The organism is Mesorhizobium sp. USDA 3734, assembly GCF_056279665.1.
This window is the reverse complement of the sequence record NZ_JBWCCW010000001.1, coordinates 4,754,125-4,770,242: the sequence shown is the minus strand read 5'-3', so window position 1 is coordinate 4,770,242 and position 16,118 is coordinate 4,754,125. Positions and strand designations below refer to the sequence as shown.

Below are 16,118 nucleotides of genomic sequence, written 5' to 3'. Positions count from 1 at the left end.
TAGTTGTTGTCGCCGACGACTCGGGTGGTTTTTCGGTCCTGATGTGGCTCGGCCAAGAAGCGCCGATCTCGCGTCGGTCGAGCAAGGTATGAAAAGCGCCTTTCCTGACTGTGTGGCCGGAACGGCGCAGCCGACTGCCGAGGCTCTGGCAAGAGGGAACTAGCGGCGGGTTCGCATCGAAGGCGAGAAGCGTTGATCGACTATGAGGTGACGACCACGGTTCGGGCTACGTCGCATTCAGCCTCGACGACGGCCTGCTCTTCGACGGCATCGAATCTTTTGATTGATGGCGCGTGCACCGACATCGCCGAGCGAGCCAATCGCAGCCATCAACCATAATAGCGGGGACAGAAGTGTGCGCATTTCGGAGATCCGCGACTTGCAATTGGTCCGCGACCCACCCTGGACTGTCGGAGCGTGACGGCCAGCTCGGGCTCGAGTATTTTTGGGATGGCTTGGCGCAGAACGAAGACAGGCTCGGCGAGATGATCAAAATCTCTGTCGATCGGACGGGTTTCACCGGCGCCATCTTAAGGACTGAGTGGGTGGACCCGGGACCGTTTAGGCCAATCCTGCGGCAAAGAGTGCTCTCGCCACGGGCTCGAAATATTGCATGGGAACGGGGTTGCCCAGCTGCGTTTTGTTGATGATCTGATGCGCTAGGACATCGTTGTCGACAATTTCAAGACGTAGCGCCCGCGCCTCGCTCAGCAGGTGTGAAGCCCGCTCGCCTTCGGCGCGGCAAACCAGGACGGGCACCCCGGTTTCACCGCGTACGTAACGCAGACCGATCAGGATCGCCGTTCCTTTGAAGATCAGCGTGGCGTGGTGCACACCGAGGGGAGGTTCGTCAGCTGACTCGTCGCGAATGCGACGTCGTTCACTCTTCAACTCTGGCGCCCCTTGCTGATCCTTCATCTCGCGCGTGACTTCAGTCTTGGTCATCCGCATTTCGCGCAGAAACAACGCACGCTGCAACAGGAGATCGATGAGGCCGGCGACGAGAAGTGCGCCGGCGCCAATTCCGATCAGCAGTTTTGCCCCCGTAACGACAAGGCCCGCACAACCCATGCCGCAGACCGGTAGATAAACCATCGTCTTCCACATGCCGAGGAGGCAAAAGGAAAAGGTTGCGCCGAGAAGGAATGCCTTAAACAGCGTCTTGCCGAGTTCGACCATCGAACGCGCAGACGCCAAGCGCTTCAGCCCTTGAAAAGGATCAATTTTCTCGAATTTCGGCGTCATTGGCTCGAGAGAGAAAACAAATCCACCATTGGCTAATAAGCTTGCCAAAAACGCCGCCGCGACAAGCGTTCCAAGCAGCGGGCCAACAGTTGCCAGGGTGAGTTCGAGGAGCACTACCATCGCCTGCCGGACCGCGAAGTCGAATGGCAGGTTCTGCAGCTTGCCGACAAATAACAGCGCTTCGTGGCATTTGTCTTCGATCACGCTGCCTCTTAGCCATAGGTACCCGAGCCCAGCGCAAGTGCCGGCAGCGCGAAGGAAATCGGAGCTACGTGGCAGCTGCCCTTTTTTGCGCGCGTCGTTTAGCTTTTTGGGGGTGGCGGCGTGTGTCTTCTCTTCACTCGAGTCGCTCATTTCAGCAAACTATCGAACCACTCGAGCGCGCCATTCGCTTGTGTGATCTCCAGTTTCATCCCTTCGACCAGATAGGCAGCGTAAGTGACCATGATAATCGGAAAGAGAATATTCTTGATCGTCGGGGACAGTTGGTTCAATTTGAATTGCGGCGCAAAGCGACGCATTAGCATCATAGATACATCAATCAACGTCATAAAGAACACGACGGGCCCTGATACTAATAAAGCCGTCCGCATAATGTGATTGAGGAGCCCTAATACCTCCATTGCTCCTTGCGTGCTCAATATAGGGTAAAACCTGTACACGGGCCAGATCGAATAGCTTCCATAAAGCGCGCTGATCACAGTTTCCAGCCCCCCTGATGCGACGAAGATGGCAATCGCAGTGATCCCGAGAAAGACTCCCATGGCGGAAGCCTGACTGTTCGTCGCGGGGTCGGTCGGTGCGGATGGGTTGGTGACGCCGCGTTGGTTGTCGATAAACTCACCGGCCGCCTGAAGGCCCCACAAGGGAATGCCAAGGAAGGTGCCAAGTAGTGCGCCGACAAAAACTTCCTTCAATCCGAGCAGAGTTACCTGGATCAGGCGTGTTTCAGGATCCAGCGCCTGCAACCCGTCGCTGACGTGTGCCAGGCATGGTAATCCGAAGGCAACAGCCAGGCAGCCGCGGATCAGCCCATCGGTCTGAGAACGTGTAAATACAGGGAGGATCATCATAATGCCTATCGCGCGCGCTGCGCCAAGGCCGGCTGCTAGGACGAGTTCGATAGCCGTATGGATCAGGATTTGAATCTCGGCCGGTGACGAATACATGGCGGAGACTAGTAGCTAAGTGTCATTGCGGGAAACTCGGTAAAGATCTGGTTGGCTAGCTCTATCAGCGGTGCGCTCAGCACAGGCGCGGCCAAGCCAATAACCGCGACAACAACCAGAAGCTTGACGGTGAGTGGCAGACTTTCATCCTGGATCTGCGTTGCCGCCTGGATGATGCCAATGACCAAGCCAACGATCACCGATGCAATGAGCGGGGGCAGAATCCAGATCATGAATACCACCAACGATTGGCTCATTAGAGTGACAATATTGGACTCGGCGATGATCAACCTCCCGGTATCGTGTAACTCAACACAAGTCCGTGCATCAATTTCGACCAACCATCAATAGCGACGAACACGAAGAGTTTGAAAGGGACAGATATAAGCGTTGGGGATACCATAGACATGCCCATCGCCATCAAAATTGTCGTCACAATAAGATCGATAGCGATAAAAGGAAGATAGAGGAGAAATCCGATCTCAAACGCGCGCTTTAGCTCTGAAATTAGAAAAGATGGGACCATAATGGACAAATCGTCAGCTGTTGCTTTGTTACGCATTTCCTCTGGCCAGACTTTTTCGGTCGACGAGAGAAAAAATTGTCTCTGCTCTTCATTTGTGAACTTCTTAAGATGATCACGTAGGGGCTCGCTCCCGGATTTGGCGGCGCTTACCCAGTCATCGAACGTCTGATAATGTAGCTTCGGATCGGTCAACCGATCATAGGTCTGTTCAACAACGGGCGCGCTAACGAACATGGTGAGGATCAATGCCACGGCGTACAGCACTATGTTAGGTGGTATCGTCTGAGTCCCGAGCGCATTGCGCACAAGGAAAAGAACAACCGATACCTTTACAAAGGCCGTGGTCGTGACGACTGCTAAAACCAGCAGACCCAGTCCGGCGGTAACCGCGAGAAGCGCCAGGATTGGCGGCTGGATCTCAGTCATTGCATCCCAACCCGCCACGGAGCCTGATGCCCAGCGTATCCCCAATGCGCACGATGTCGCCACGCCCGATACACTGACCATTGGCAAGTATATCGACCGGACCCTCAATCGGCCGTCCAAGTTCGAAAATATGCCCTTCGCCGGCACTTCTTAATTCCCCTAGAGGAATAGGCCAGCGGCCGCACTCAAAGACAAGCATGATCTCGACATCGTCGAGATCCTCCGTCAGCCCTAGTTGCGATCCAGGTTGTGTCATATGCGCATTCTCCAAAGAACATGATCGCGGGCGGAAGGCCCCGCGCAGGACTAGCTGGTCGCCCTCAAGATCTGCACCGGCCCACAATTGGCCGAAAGATAAGGTGATCTGGCCGCGGCCGAACGGTGCCATGTCCAGCAACAGCGCATCACCGGCACATGCTTTTCGAAGAAGCGCCGCAGGAACGCGCAGCGTGCCGATCTCCCCTGCAACCACGATCGGGAGGTCTGAAAGTAATCCGCGCGGCTGTCGCGGTAACTGGCCAAACAGTTCGCCCAGAGCGCGAAACGCGGACGGCACCAAGCCATCAAGAGGCGAGAACAGGAACAGACGACCCTTGCCACTGACCGGGCCGAAGTCGATATCCAGTTCGAGATAGGGAGCCAGTGTCGCGGCTTCACACACGCGCACCAGTTGCACGTTCAGCTGTGTCGTATACTCCAGTCGAGCGATAAGCGGCTCAAGTGCAAGTTCCACAATGAGTGAAGCCGTCGGCTCGGAAGGGAAAGTCAGCCCTTTCTGCACTGTAGCGAAGAGCCCCTCTACAAGCGACCGCGATATCGACAGGACGACCGTCTCAGCTCCGACCCTCCAAATGCAGTCAAACATTGGAATGACGGCAGCAGATTTCTCCTGCAAGACAAGCCCTGCCATACGCACCGATAGCGGCACGTCGTTGATCCGGCTCTGAAACGGTCTGCGGGAAGCCGCTGTGTGATTCAGCCACGCGGCGACCTCGTGGGACAGTGTCAGCACTGGTTCCAATAGAGCGGGGCTCACCAAAGCGGCTGCCGAAAACTGTACGGTTCTGTCATTCTCAGGACCTGCGGGTAATCGAATCTGTTTTCGCGACCTGGGTAAGCGGACCCCTCCCAAACCGAAGCAGTATCTCATCGTCGGCCTCGATCTCGCCTGCGGCCTCCGAATGGATCTCGACGGCGCGCCGGACGTCGTCCTCGATTTGGCGCCATTTTTGCGTTGCCGCCGAACATGCGGCCCATAGGTCCCGCGTCTCGGACGCCGCTAACTCGGCCTTTTCTTCGGCGATGCGCGCATTATCGAGCATCTCCCGGCTGCGAGTGATCTCAGCCGCAAGCCGCTCAATATGGAGGTGGTGCCGGTCGAGCGTGGCGCTAGACAAGTCGTCGAGCGTCATCAGCTCCTGGTAGAGCGCTGCTTCGGCCGTTGAGCAATGTTGTTGTGCCATTGCAAGCTCTCGGCAGGCATTCTGTGCGGCTAAGGTGGCCATATGGTGCTGGGCTTCCTTCTTGGACAGCTCACTGAGGGCACGACGCTCTTGCATTTCCTTCAGGAGCCGTAGCCTCGAAGCCTGAATATGATTCACGCGGTCAGACGCGACATCCATGCGACCGTTTCCTCAAACCCTGACGCCTCGTCTTCGCTCTGGCGCAAAAACTCCCTCAGTTCGTCGATTGACGCGACAGCCCGGTCCGTCAGGGGATCGCCGCCTTCCTTGTATTCGCCAACATTGATCAAGAACTCGGTCTCGGCATACCGCGAGAGGAGTTCACGAAAGGAGGATGCTGCGTTGCGATGTGTCCCCGAAACGACCGCATCCATTACGCGGCTGCGACTCTGCAGTATATCGATAGCGGGGAAATGCGATCGCGCTGCAATCGAGCGTGAGAGGACGACATGGCCATCGAGAATGCCGCGCGATTCTTCGGCGATCGGATCACCTGTGCCATCGCCTTCTACAAGCACAGTATAGAAAGCCGTGATTGAGCCACGCTCACCCATGCCAGCGCGCTCCAGCAGGCCTGGCAGCATGCCAAAGACAGAAGGAGGAAAGCCCCGTCGTGTCGGCGGCTCACCCGCAGCAAGGCCTATTTCACGCATGGCGCGGCAGAAGCGTGTCAGCGAGTCCAGCATGAGAGCAACGCGTAGCCCTTGTTCGCGAAAATACTCCGCGAGCGCTGTCGCCATCGGAGCACATTGTGCCCGCTCAACAGCCGAGCGGTCGGACGTTTCAACAACGACGACCGCACGGCGAAGGCCCTCCTCCCCAAGATGCCTCTCGATGAATTCACGAACTTCACGTCCTCGTTCGCCTATGAGCGCGACTATGACGACGTCAGCGGCAGCACCTTTTACGATCTGTGATAATAACGTCGACTTGCCACAACCTGGCTCGCCGTAAATACCGATCCGCTGGCCCTCGCCGCACGTCAGGAGACCATCCAGGGCACGGACCCCGAGCGGGAAGGGCCGCTCAATCATGCGCCTTGTCATTGGATTTGGGGCTCTGCCGTGCAGCGGCCGAGTCTCGGCGGTTTTGATTTGGCCTTTGCCGTCCAGTGGACGGCAACGACTGTCAATCACTCGGCCGAGTAAGTCGCCGCCGACGGGGACTTCACGCATTCGTCCAGTAGCCACGACTTCCGCGCGGCTGGAGAGGCCGACCAAGTCACCGATCGGCGTCAGCAATACGCCATCATCCACCAGGCCGATCACCTCGGCTTCGAGCGACAGTCCGGTTCGCGGGTCCTGTAGGAGGCAAAGTTCCCCAATACGAGTGTCTGGCATGACGGCATGGACCAGTGTGCCGACAGCCCGCGTGATCCTGCCACGCACACCGCGCGTGTCGATCCGCTTTGCTGTAGCTCTCAAAGACGAGATCGCCGGATCTGCAGGGCAGATCACAGCGTCGTCATTATATTCTGATACCTGCGTGGTCACAGCTCGCCTTTTTCAGAGAGCGACCCGAAGCCATGGCGCAACGCGCGCATCTGCGCATCAAGCCCCAGATCGACATTGCCGTACTCGCTCCACAGCACGCACCGTTGCGGCGACAACGTCGGATCCGGTTCGATCCGAACCATTGGACGACCATCCTGTCCGTCGCATCCCGAAAACTCTCGCGCAAGCATGTCCACTTGCGTCGGACACACATGAAGGCAAACTTCCGCGCCACTGTATTGGCGCTCGATGGCGTGACGAGCAGCCATAATCAACATTTCGCCCGGATCGAACGCTCCCACAAGATCGCTTAGTATTTCCATCACAAGCTGCGGTAATTGCTGCTCCAGAACCGCCTTTCGTCGCGCGACTTCGGCGACTGCCTGGGAAATCAGCGCTGCCATTTCCTCGGCGCCAGCATTCAAGCCCTCGGTATGGCCGCGCGCTGACTCACGCTTATACGCGGCGCGTGCCCAGCTGCGAATCCGCTGCTGATACCGTTCTGCGGCGGCACGCGCTTCTGCGGCACTATTCCAGATTTCGAGCTCGCTCGCCGGTATCAGTGGCCCCACTGGGCGTATCTGCGGCGCTGCGGGCGCCAGGGAAATATCGGCTGTCATATCAGGGGGTTCTCCGCCTCAAAATGGCGAACCACAAGCGAAAACAACTGGCCTGCGGCGTTCCCGTGCTTAGGCTCTGGATCGTCGGCGGCGGTTCCCACGGGCAAGCGTAGAAGCACGCGGTTGCGCTCCATCACTGGACAGTGATGAAGCCAGGCACCAAGACAGGCGTGTCCATCGTGTTCGATTTGGCGCGCGAGTTTTTCCGGATCAGCGATCAATCTGTCCGCAATGGCATGCGCCAGATGTCGGATTCCAAACGCATGGGCATCAGCGCCGAGGCGTTCAATAAGCACTGTGAGGTGAGGCTGAGAGACAAGCTTAAGCAGCGAACGGGCATGCCATATACTACCTGCAAGGAGGGCAGCCCGATGCGGATCGTTACCGCGCAGAAGGTCCGGCCCCCAGTCAACGCCATTCGAATCCGAATCATTGTCGAGCAACAATTCTGTAAGTTTTCGCTGCAGTCTGGGACATTTCTGCAACTTAGCCAACGTCGCAGCCGATAACGCCGGATCAAGACGCGCGGCAAGACGAGTCGGGTGGACCGAGGCAGCAAGTCCGCTCCGGCCCAAGGCAGGCAATTGGAACAAACCGTCGAGTTGGGGGGGCTCTATTGGCACTGGCATTGACATGTCATTTAGGCGCTATCGCCGGGATCTTTTTGCGAACGGCCTCGAGAACGGAAATACCCGACTGCCGCTCGATGTTGGAAAATTCGCCCGATGATTGCCTGCGCCGGCGGTTAAGGGCGCTGGCTAAGAGATAGGACGCCACTGCGAATACAGCTGCGGCAATACCGATCACGGCCGCTAGAAGTGGCGCTGCAACGGGCCTGGATGGCTGGGCCAAAACAGTCGCCGGCACGGAGCGTTGCTCAGGCGCGGAACGTTCCACCGGCACCAAAACCACTTCGACCTTGTCGTAGGACAACCCTTCTATGCTGTCGGCCACGAGCATCTTTATCTTCGGCACCAAAACCGAGAGTTCAGCCTTGGCGTTGTGTCTGATAAAAACCGAGGCCGAGGACGGTGTGGCGCCTGCTCGCAAAAGGTCATTATGCGGCAGAACCACATGGACACGTACAGAGAACACCCCATCGATATCGCTGATCGTGCGGGACAACTCTTCGCTGAGCGCATAGACGTAACGGGCACGTTCCTCGGTTGGCGAGGCAATCAGGCCTGATCCTTGGAATATGTCGCCGAGATTCTTGAAGGACTGGCGCGGCAATCCCTTGCCATTCAGGAGGTTGATTGAGTAAGCGAGCAGCTTTTCGTCAACCTGGATCGTGCTGGTCCCATCCTTGGCGGCCACCCGGACCGCATCAACCCCGTTGTCCATCAGAAGGGCGAGCATCTCATTCGCCTCGCGCTCCTGCAGTTGCGTGTAGAGATCGACCTTGCAACTGCTGAGGGCCACGAGAAGTGGCAGCACGACAAGGCGAAGTGATCTCCGACCAGACGCGCCACGCATGATTTGTTTGGCTGAGCCAATCATGCGCGCGGTTCAGCCTTCCTTTAGAAGTTTATTCACAGATGAGGTGATGCCGCTGACGCCTTTGGAAAGAAGAGAAACCTGGGTGACGCCGTTGTAAAGATCCCGCAGACCAGCAATCATTGTTTCGAAATCATGCCCTTCTTGCGGGACGCCCGACACTCCGGTTCCCGCACCACCTTCGGCAGGAAGCTTCTGCGGGGCAGGTAGAGCACCCTTCAAAAGGCCTACCCGATGGTCAAGCGCGGCCGAACTAACAGTATGGTCAGGGTACATCGCAGAAATGGTCTGCAACACGCGGTCGCCCAAGGCACTCACATGCGTAGCTTCGCGTTGAACACCAATTGCCGCCGGAGGAACTGGCACCCTCGGTGGCGCCGAGGGTGCGTCGTTTTTCAGCGAGTCGGCCGCGTGCGCCAGTGCGCGCTCAAACTGCGCTTGCTCGCTGAACGACGGTGACCCGGTCTTGGGGAGACAGTCCGTTAAAGTGGTAGTGATCGACGTGATAGGCATCATCATGCAAGGACCCGACAGCTTCCTCTTTGACCGAGCGAGCCCGGCCCTTCATCATTCGTTATCGGGTCGACGTCTAGGCGGCCGAGCTGACGACAAGCTGACTAACGAAGCCCTATTAGTCATCTAAAAGTCATGCTGGGCGACTTAGTCACTTGTGCAAATTTCAGGCTTTGGTTTATCAGTGCGAAATGTTGAGAGCGCTCATCCCATCCGTCCGCCTGCACGTTTTGAGACTTCTGTGTGCCGGGTTTTTTCTCTCCGCCGGAATCCACGGAACTCTCGGCGTCCCTTTATCGCTCTCCGAGACACCCTACAGGTATACGGTTCTCGATCAGGATCTCTCTGCCGCGCTGCAGGAATTCGGCAACAACATGAATATCCGAATCAACATTAGCGCCGAGGTGAAGGGGCGGATCCGCGGGAGTATGCCGGATTTGCCACCGCGCGAGTTCCTGGACCGTTTGGCCAATCTCTACGGTCTGCAATGGTACTTCGATGGGCTTGTCCTCTACGTGTCAGCCGCAAAAGAATCGCAAACTCGCATGCTTGTGTTGACGTCGATTCGCTTCGACGCGTTCAAGGGTGCACTTGATGAGCTTGAGATCTCCGATGACCGCTACGTCGTGAGACCCGCGCCGGGAGACGGACTCGTTTTGGTTTCCGGTCCGCCGCGCTTCACCGCGCTCGTGGAGCAGACCTTCAATGGCCTCGTCGCGGAGGCACAGGCGCAGCCTCGCGCACCTGAAACGCCGCCAAGCGAATCGGTCCTAACATTGTTTCGGGGCTCCTCCACCATGGTCGTCCGCAACGGACTACCTGAAGCCGCTTATTCGTCCGACGTGCCGCAGCAGGATCGCGTTGGCGGGAAGCCAGAGCCAGCCCACAAATAATATCTGCGGTCGCAGCTTCGGGACAAAATGTCACCGTCGCCACCCCAATTTGTGAATTCTTCTGAACTCGTCAGTTTGCCGAAAGCTAAACAGCTCATCGTGGGAACCGGCAGCTTCAGTGATATCTCCGGCCATTGTGCTGGGATTGCGCATGGACCTGGCGCGAGGCAATTTGAAGCACAGCAGGGGTATTGGTCCCAGCCGAGCTCTGAACTGTCAAAGCTCGTGAACCCAAGTGCTTCCCGAGGGGGGGCTCTTGTGGGAATTTTCACATCGTTTGAGGATGTACAAATGTCGAATATATCTTCCTTTATCATCAACGCCAATCCCGGAATGTCCGGACCCTTGCTGCTCTCGAAAGCTTTTCTGCAGCCCCAGCAAAGCGCATCGCCCTTCGAAGCAATACTGAGGAATTGCACGCGCGAACCCTCAAGCCCGAGCGTCACGCGGAAGGGCGGGGAGCTGACCCAGGCCGAATTGCAAATCGTGGCGGTGCTGAACCGTCACAAGGACCATATGCCCCTCAGTCCGAGTTCGCTGGCGGAGAAAGCCAACGATCCTTCCACACCACCGGATCTGAAAGAGGCGATCGAGGGGCTGCAGCAGGATCCAGAACTTTTGCAGGCCATCAACTGTCAGGGCGATCGCTATAAATTAGACGGCGGGGGTACGATCACCGCCAAGGATTTGTCTAAATTCTCCAAGCATCATCCGCAAGTTGCCGCATTTCAGGAAAGCCAGGCGCAAAGCTACGTCCAGAACTACATACCATCCGACAGCACCAAAAACGTTCCGCCTTCGCTAATGACCCGGAGCGATGCCTTGCGCGAGTTTTACCGGTACTCCGAAAACTTGCCCAAGGAGCTGAGTCAGGACAGTTTCAAGCAGATCGTCCACGGCGAAGCGAAAACCGGCAAATGTCCCCCCCAGGTCATTGCAGCGGCTCAATACTTCATCGATCACCCAGATGAGTGGAAGCAGCTGCGCGGTGGCACTTCAGATAAGGTCCACAAAGAGGATTTTCTACAAGCCGCTTCATCGTCGATGAGCCTCACGCAGACTGAGCTGAATACCCTTAAGACTATCAACAGCAATCAGAGAGCCTTTTTTGGGAGCGGTGTCCTGACTCGTGACAAGCTCGCGAGCATGGCAGAAGACGAGAGCCTCAAGCCGAACGTACGGGAAGCGGCCTCCCAGCTGCTCTCGGATCCTCTACTGTTCGGTCTGCTAAACAATTCGATTACGGGCTATAAGACCCACAATTCGTTCTTCGACTTCGGCGGCGGACACACGGTCGATTCCGGCAACATCAGCAAAAAAGACTTTGCCCACTTCTACGACAGCATGTCGTCAGCCAACCGCACCGTTCAGCAGCCAAAGACCCATGAGCCCGCAACCGCTGCGGAACAGGACGCCGCCGCGGAGATGATGATGGGCCGGGCGGACCAGCCTGATACCAAGTCAGCCAAAAAGAATGGCGGGGCCTTCATCCACGCAGTCGGCGACGTGCTCAAGGTGTACTCGACAGTGGCTGATTGGGCAGCGACGGCGGTGGGTCTGTTGAGCTTCATTCCGGTCGTGGGCCAATTGGCCGATGCCGTGTCGATGACGCTCGCGTTCGAGGCGCAAGCGGCAAATCTTGTCCGTACAGCCATTACCGGAGGCAACATGAAGCAGGCGCTGATTGATGCTGGCATCAATATCGGAGCGCAGGCGCTCAGCCTTGTCGCAGGCCCCCAGGTCAAGCTTGCCATTCGCAACGGGCTGGTGAAGCAGGCGCTGGAAGAGGCCGCGACGGCGGGGATCGATCTGCCGATTTCCATGGCGCAAAACTATGCACAAGAATATCTGCACAACCTGCACGCACAGCTTCCGGCCGCCCCTGTGCAAGAGGCCGGCCTGCCCAGCCAGATGGGCATGCCATTATCCCATATCGTGGCCTGACAACAAATGTGCGACTTCCTCGCCACGCCTTGCGGCGAACCTGCCTTTCCGCACGTCGAGTGGTCAGGCGTGCGTTAAGGCGACCGAGCCCGCCCAAGGGCGGGCTCAGCCGCTCCGCCTTCAAGGCGATACTTGAAGTCGGACCGCAATGACGCGCGCGGCATCGCGAAGCTGATGCTGCTTGGCTGTTGCGACCGGTGCATTGCAAGTCGCTGGCCGCGCAAGAGGTGCGGGCGGTGCTGACGCACGCAAGCTCATTCAATCAAAGCTAGGATATCGAGAACAGAGTGCGCGGCATCTTGCGCGGCTTCGGGCCGCGCGGCTTTGCCGGACGCGTCCACGAGTGGCTGGCCGAACTTTTAAAGAAGGCCGAAGTTACGCAGCAAGACGCGGATGTCGTTCTCGACCGCGATGGCCTTCTCCTGCAGCAGCTTTCGAGCGGTGAGCAGAGCTCGGCCCTGCTGGGCTTATCACTGTCTTGCCCTGTACTGGCCGGGACAGGTTCGCCCGCGATCATCTGGGCGATGCCGCGGCATCGTTGCGGTCGGGCTTGTTCACCTGCGCCTTGAGGAACGCCTTCGAGTGGCGGGTCTCGATGCAGTGGTCCAGCTTCAGCCCGATCCCGACCAGTTGCAATGCGGAAGCCTGAGCGCCTGAGCGAGGTCTTCCGGGTGGCTGCCACCTTCAGCTCACGGCAGATCGAACCCGTTTCGTCCGCGATGCGGATTGAAGTCTCTTTGAGAGAGACGTCCAGTCCAGCGTATTGCTTCATGCTGCCTTCCTTTCCGGAATGCTTGTGAAGCGACACCCTCAGGCTATCATCAGCTCGAAGCACTGCATTCCTAACCATCGCCCTCCGGGACAGGGTCAAGCCGAATACCCCATCTAATCACTTAGGCAAGGTTACGGTCGAAGCGCGACTGGGGAGCGCCCTGGAGAGGCGAGGGCACACTATCTCGATCAAGTCATGATCGTGTATTGTGACGGCTCGTGCATCACCAGACCCGAACGATCGGCAATGGTTACATGCTGGAGCGGGTGACGGGCTTTGAGCTAAAGAGCATAGGATCCCATGTTAGCCACCTTTGCGCGCCGCGAATGTCCTGTATGTGGCAACTGGTATGGCCGCACGCTCACCATCACTTGGCCCGACAGCCTTGTTGTCGAGCAAATCGCGAGGATCGTTGACCATTGCAGCTAGGTTACGTCGTCTGTCGAACAGCCAAGCGGCTGCTCGAAGGATTTGTCACTGAGTAAAGGACCGGAATACGACGGACAGGTAGGTGGGCGGGCATGATACACAATTGCTTCTACTTGGACTGCGCCGCTGTCGTGTTGGTCGAGCAAATGGATCTTGTAAGTGTCGATACCCATCTGCCTGGCCTGACGCACCACCTCTGCGCTGAGCCGGGAAGAGCCCCAGATAAGGAGGTGAAGGGCATCGCGCCGGCCGCGACTGGTCCTATCAAGGAAAACACGCAAGCGCTGCCGTTCGGAAGCGCCAAGACTCTCTAATGTCAGGACGGTGGTCTCCGGTCGGATAAGGATTGGAGCCGATGGCTCGACATAGATCGGCGCAGTGCTCATGCAGCCACTTGCGCTGGCCGTCAGGGCGATCAGGAGAACTTTGATCCGCAAAGTCATTTCGATCACCTTATTCGATTATGAAGCCGGGACCGTGCTTGGCCCCCGGCGCGCCCGTGTGGGCAGCAGCGCGGCCTCGCGGCGGACTTGCCGGCGAATTCGTCCGAGTGCCCGCTCCGTCCAAAGCCGGCGCAATCCGGTCTGTGGGTGCGCTCATCTGGTTGGGGCTGGAGCCTGGTCTTACGATGTAAGGCGTAACCAGAATTATCAGTTCTGATTCTTCCTTTCGAAACGAGGAGGAACGAAACAGGGCGCCAAGGATCGGCATTTCGCCGAGCCAGGGAAACGCACGGACATCATTGTTCACGTTGCGCCTGATGAGACCGCCAATTGCAAAGCTCTGCCCACTGGCGAGTTCGACGACTGTGTCGGCCCGGCGCGTGGAAACCGCCGGTACGGAGATACCCTTGATTTGGACGGCACCCTGGGACGTTAGTTCACTGACTTCCGGTTTTACGCGAATGTTGATTTGATTGTTGCTGAGAACGGTCGGCACGAATTCCAGGCTGACCCCGAAGTTACGGAATTCAACCGACACTTGCCCGTTTTCCTGCAGGACAGGGATGGGAAAATTCGCCGCCAGCGAGAAAACTGGCAGTTTCACCGGACATCGCGGTGAGATTCGGCTCAGCCAAAACGGAAGCTATGTGCTCTTTGGCGAGCGCGTCGAGAACCGCACCGATGTTGACGAAACCATTGTTGAATCCGATTTCTGCTGTACCGCCACCCTGCGCTGCACTAGACCCAGCGCCTCCGCCGCTTAACAAGCCCACTCTGAAATTGTCGATTTGACCAAAGGCGGACAGGTTAACGCCGAGCGCCTTCATGGCGCTGCGGGAGACCTCCGCTACGCGCACACTGAGATTAACTTGCAAGGAACCAGCGACCTTAATGTTATTGACGACTTGCGCGCCGTCACCGAGATATTGCTCGGTGACCCTTTTTGCGGTGTCGGCGACCTCCGCATTGGGCGCTGTACCGCTAAGGATTGCGCCGCGCGGCGTATAGCTCACATGGATTGAAGAGTCGCCGACCTGGTCCATCAACATGGCGCGCAATTCCTCGATCGGTTGCGTAACGACAATACGCAACGCGGCGAGAGCCTCGCCCTTATCGTCCAAGGCGAACAGGCTGGTCCGCCCGGATTTCTTCCCAAAGACGAAGATGGTTGTGTTCGAGGCTGCCTGATAATCAGCGATCGTCGGGTCAGCAACGAAGATGGTCTTGGCTGGCGCGGGCAAATGAACCGTCTTGCCGAGCGAAGAGGAAAGGTCCAGCGTGCCGTCGATGCTATTGGAAGCGGCACGCGGCGCCCCTTTATCCTCCATGTTTTGGGCCGGGGCAGAAACTGGAAATGACAGAATTACCGCGCAGAGGAGGCGGCTCAAGTAAGGAGAAACAATAGCACGTCTCGGGCATACCATGTGCGGGGGCCGCCGATCGGTGTCAGAATGAGTTGGAATGATTTTCAAGGCGGTCTTTTCTTTCAAGTTCGGCCAACTTTACGAATGTGGCTCTAGTCACATTCAAGAATGTAACCAATGCCACGCACCGTTTTTATCCGTGGCGTTGCGCCTGACCTGCTCAGATACCCACGTAAGCGATAAATTCCGACTTCAAGCGCGTTGGCCGATACTTCATCGTTGAACGAATAGAGGTGATCTTCCAACTGCGAACGCGGCACGACGCGGCCTGCACGGTTGAGCAGATGCTCTAGAATACATAATTCACGGCGTGCGACCGCCAGCGGATGACCAGCGACGGAAACCTGTCGGCCGATCGGATCGAAGTGGAGATTGCCAAATACAATGATGGGGTCGGTCATCTGTGTCGACCGGCGCAGAACGGCTCTCATTCTGGCAATGAGTTCATTGGTATACACGGGCTTGAGCAGAAAATCGTCCGCGCCACCATTGAAGATCGCAATTCGCATCTCAAGATCGTCAACGTTACTCATAACGAGAGCAGGAACTGAATGTCCTTCACTCCTTAGCTGCCTCAGCCAATCCAGGCCATCGCCATCCGGCAGAGCCAACTCCAGCAGGAGAATTTTATAACTGGCGCAAAAGAAAGCACTCGATGCCTGTTCCAGTGTGCGAACGACATCAACGGTGAAACCCCCATCCCCGAGTGCAACTCCCACGGCTTGCGTAAGATCCGCATGGTGGTCAACGAATAGCGTTCGCATTTTCATCTCCTATCAATGGTAGGACAGGTCACCGAGTACCGTTGAGACCGGCGGCAGCAGAAGTCGCGCACTCGTCGCAGTGTTCGTAGTCCTCTTTGGGACGGGCAGTCGCAGGAGCATGCGAGCTGCACGCCTGCAGTAGGCGGGGATAGAACGTCGGAAGATCGTGTTGCTGGGCTGAAACGCCGTTTGGCCAGCCGAAAATGCCACCAACTCTGCTTGCAATGTGTCTGCGCATTGATCTCTAACTGCGGCCCTGCATTCGTCAGACCAGCGGCGCCTCCAGGGTCCATGATTCCATCCTGGGACGGGTTAGCTTTCGACAAGTGACTTGAACAAATCGATTGTTCGGATCGTAAGCATCCACATGCTGGATGGGTGCGCTTATTCACCCAGCTCGCGCTGTGAGGCTGATGCTTCGTGCCGCGGCTTTGAGCCGTACGCATCCGGTGAAGCCGGTGAATACGCAGACGTGCGTATTCTGGTGGCCATGAGCA

Annotated in this window: 16 protein-coding genes and 3 pseudogenes; 4 read left to right on the top strand and 15 right to left on the bottom strand. The window is 57.4% G+C overall.

Annotation, left to right across the window (positions count from 1 at the left end; all coding sequences use genetic code 11):
• Positions 1-561 precede the first annotated feature (561 nt).
• From ACZ89F_RS23120 to sctL, 8 genes are all read right to left on the bottom strand, one after another.
• Positions 562-1,599, bottom strand: a complete 1,038-nt coding sequence (locus ACZ89F_RS23120; protein ID WP_476094390.1) for an EscU/YscU/HrcU family type III secretion system export apparatus switch protein — start codon at positions 1,597-1,599, stop codon at positions 562-564.
• On the bottom strand, positions 1,596-2,414 hold the full coding sequence (sctT, locus tag ACZ89F_RS23115; protein WP_476094389.1) for a type III secretion system export apparatus subunit SctT: 819 nt from the start codon (positions 2,412-2,414) through the stop codon (positions 1,596-1,598). Before sctT ends, ACZ89F_RS23120 begins: the two co-directional genes overlap by 4 nt.
• Before the next feature lie 8 nt (positions 2,415-2,422).
• Positions 2,423-2,671 carry an EscS/YscS/HrcS family type III secretion system export apparatus protein gene (locus ACZ89F_RS23110; protein ID WP_374120420.1) on the bottom strand — a complete coding sequence of 83 codons (249 nt, stop codon included), beginning with the start codon at positions 2,669-2,671 and terminating at the stop codon, positions 2,423-2,425.
• Positions 2,672-2,700: 29 nt separating this feature from the next.
• Positions 2,701-3,366, bottom strand: coding sequence for a type III secretion system export apparatus subunit SctR (sctR, locus tag ACZ89F_RS23105; protein WP_476094388.1), 666 nt, complete (start codon positions 3,364-3,366; stop codon positions 2,701-2,703).
• Entirely contained in the window at positions 3,359-4,378 is a 1,020-nt protein-coding gene (gene sctQ, locus ACZ89F_RS23100) for a type III secretion system cytoplasmic ring protein SctQ (protein WP_476094387.1), read from the bottom strand. The genes sctR and sctQ overlap by 8 nt, the downstream gene beginning before the upstream one ends.
• Before the next feature lie 61 nt (positions 4,379-4,439).
• Positions 4,440-4,988 carry a hypothetical protein gene (locus ACZ89F_RS23095; protein WP_476094386.1) on the bottom strand — a complete coding sequence of 183 codons (549 nt, stop codon included), beginning with the start codon at positions 4,986-4,988 and terminating at the stop codon, positions 4,440-4,442.
• The gene (gene sctN, locus ACZ89F_RS23090) at positions 4,964-6,322 is read right to left on the bottom strand and encodes a type III secretion system ATPase SctN (protein ID WP_476094385.1); all 1,359 of its coding nucleotides are present in this window, start codon (positions 6,320-6,322) and stop codon (positions 4,964-4,966) included. The genes ACZ89F_RS23095 and sctN overlap by 25 nt, the downstream gene beginning before the upstream one ends.
• Complete coding sequence (gene sctL / locus ACZ89F_RS23085; protein WP_476094384.1) at positions 6,319-6,942, bottom strand: type III secretion system stator protein SctL; 624 nt, start codon at positions 6,940-6,942, stop codon at positions 6,319-6,321. The genes sctN and sctL overlap by 4 nt, the downstream gene beginning before the upstream one ends.
• Before the next feature lie 146 nt (positions 6,943-7,088).
• Here sctL and ACZ89F_RS23080 point away from each other — a divergent pair, with 146 nt between their 5' ends.
• Entirely contained in the window at positions 7,089-7,451 is a 363-nt protein-coding gene (locus ACZ89F_RS23080; RefSeq protein ID WP_476094383.1) for a hypothetical protein, read from the top strand.
• Between the two features lie 127 nt (positions 7,452-7,578).
• On the opposite strand, the gene sctJ is transcribed toward ACZ89F_RS23080, so the two are convergent.
• On the bottom strand, positions 7,579-8,442 hold the full coding sequence (sctJ, locus tag ACZ89F_RS23075) for a type III secretion system inner membrane ring lipoprotein SctJ (protein ID WP_476094382.1): 864 nt from the start codon (positions 8,440-8,442) through the stop codon (positions 7,579-7,581).
• Between the two features lie 9 nt (positions 8,443-8,451).
• Complete coding sequence (locus ACZ89F_RS23070; protein ID WP_476094381.1) at positions 8,452-8,958, bottom strand: nodulation protein NolB; 507 nt, start codon at positions 8,956-8,958, stop codon at positions 8,452-8,454.
• A gap of 185 nt (positions 8,959-9,143) precedes the next feature.
• Here ACZ89F_RS23070 and ACZ89F_RS23065 point away from each other — a divergent pair, with 185 nt between their 5' ends.
• From ACZ89F_RS23065 to ACZ89F_RS23055, 3 genes and pseudogenes are all read left to right on the top strand, one after another.
• Positions 9,144-9,845, top strand: coding sequence for a nodulation protein NolW (locus ACZ89F_RS23065; RefSeq protein WP_476097343.1), 702 nt, complete (start codon positions 9,144-9,146; stop codon positions 9,843-9,845).
• 291 nt (positions 9,846-10,136) lie between these two features.
• A complete protein-coding gene (locus ACZ89F_RS23060) occupies positions 10,137-11,789 on the top strand; it encodes an HrpF/NolX family T3SS translocon protein (RefSeq protein WP_476094380.1) in 1,653 nt (550 codons plus the stop codon).
• Positions 11,790-11,921: 132 nt separating this feature from the next.
• Positions 11,922-12,103, top strand: a pseudogene (locus tag ACZ89F_RS23055) (IS110 family transposase); the annotation flags it as partial.
• Positions 12,104-12,154: 51 nt separating this feature from the next.
• Here the strand turns inward: ACZ89F_RS23055 and ACZ89F_RS23050 are convergent.
• The 5 genes and pseudogenes from ACZ89F_RS23050 to ACZ89F_RS23030 all read right to left on the bottom strand — a co-directional run.
• Positions 12,155-12,561 (bottom strand): annotated as a pseudogene (locus ACZ89F_RS23050) (transposase); the annotation flags it as partial.
• A 303-nt stretch (positions 12,562-12,864) separates the two neighbouring features.
• Positions 12,865-12,981, bottom strand: a complete 117-nt coding sequence (locus tag ACZ89F_RS23045; RefSeq protein WP_476094379.1) for a hypothetical protein — start codon at positions 12,979-12,981, stop codon at positions 12,865-12,867.
• Positions 12,982-12,986: 5 nt separating this feature from the next.
• Entirely contained in the window at positions 12,987-13,433 is a 447-nt protein-coding gene (locus ACZ89F_RS23040; RefSeq protein WP_476094378.1) for a CpaD family pilus assembly lipoprotein, read from the bottom strand.
• Between the two features lie 10 nt (positions 13,434-13,443).
• Positions 13,444-14,857, bottom strand: a pseudogene (locus tag ACZ89F_RS23035) (type II and III secretion system protein family protein).
• Between the two features lie 92 nt (positions 14,858-14,949).
• Positions 14,950-15,621 carry a winged helix-turn-helix domain-containing protein gene (locus tag ACZ89F_RS23030; RefSeq protein WP_476094377.1) on the bottom strand — a complete coding sequence of 224 codons (672 nt, stop codon included), beginning with the start codon at positions 15,619-15,621 and terminating at the stop codon, positions 14,950-14,952.
• Positions 15,622-16,118: the final 497 nt, after the last annotated feature.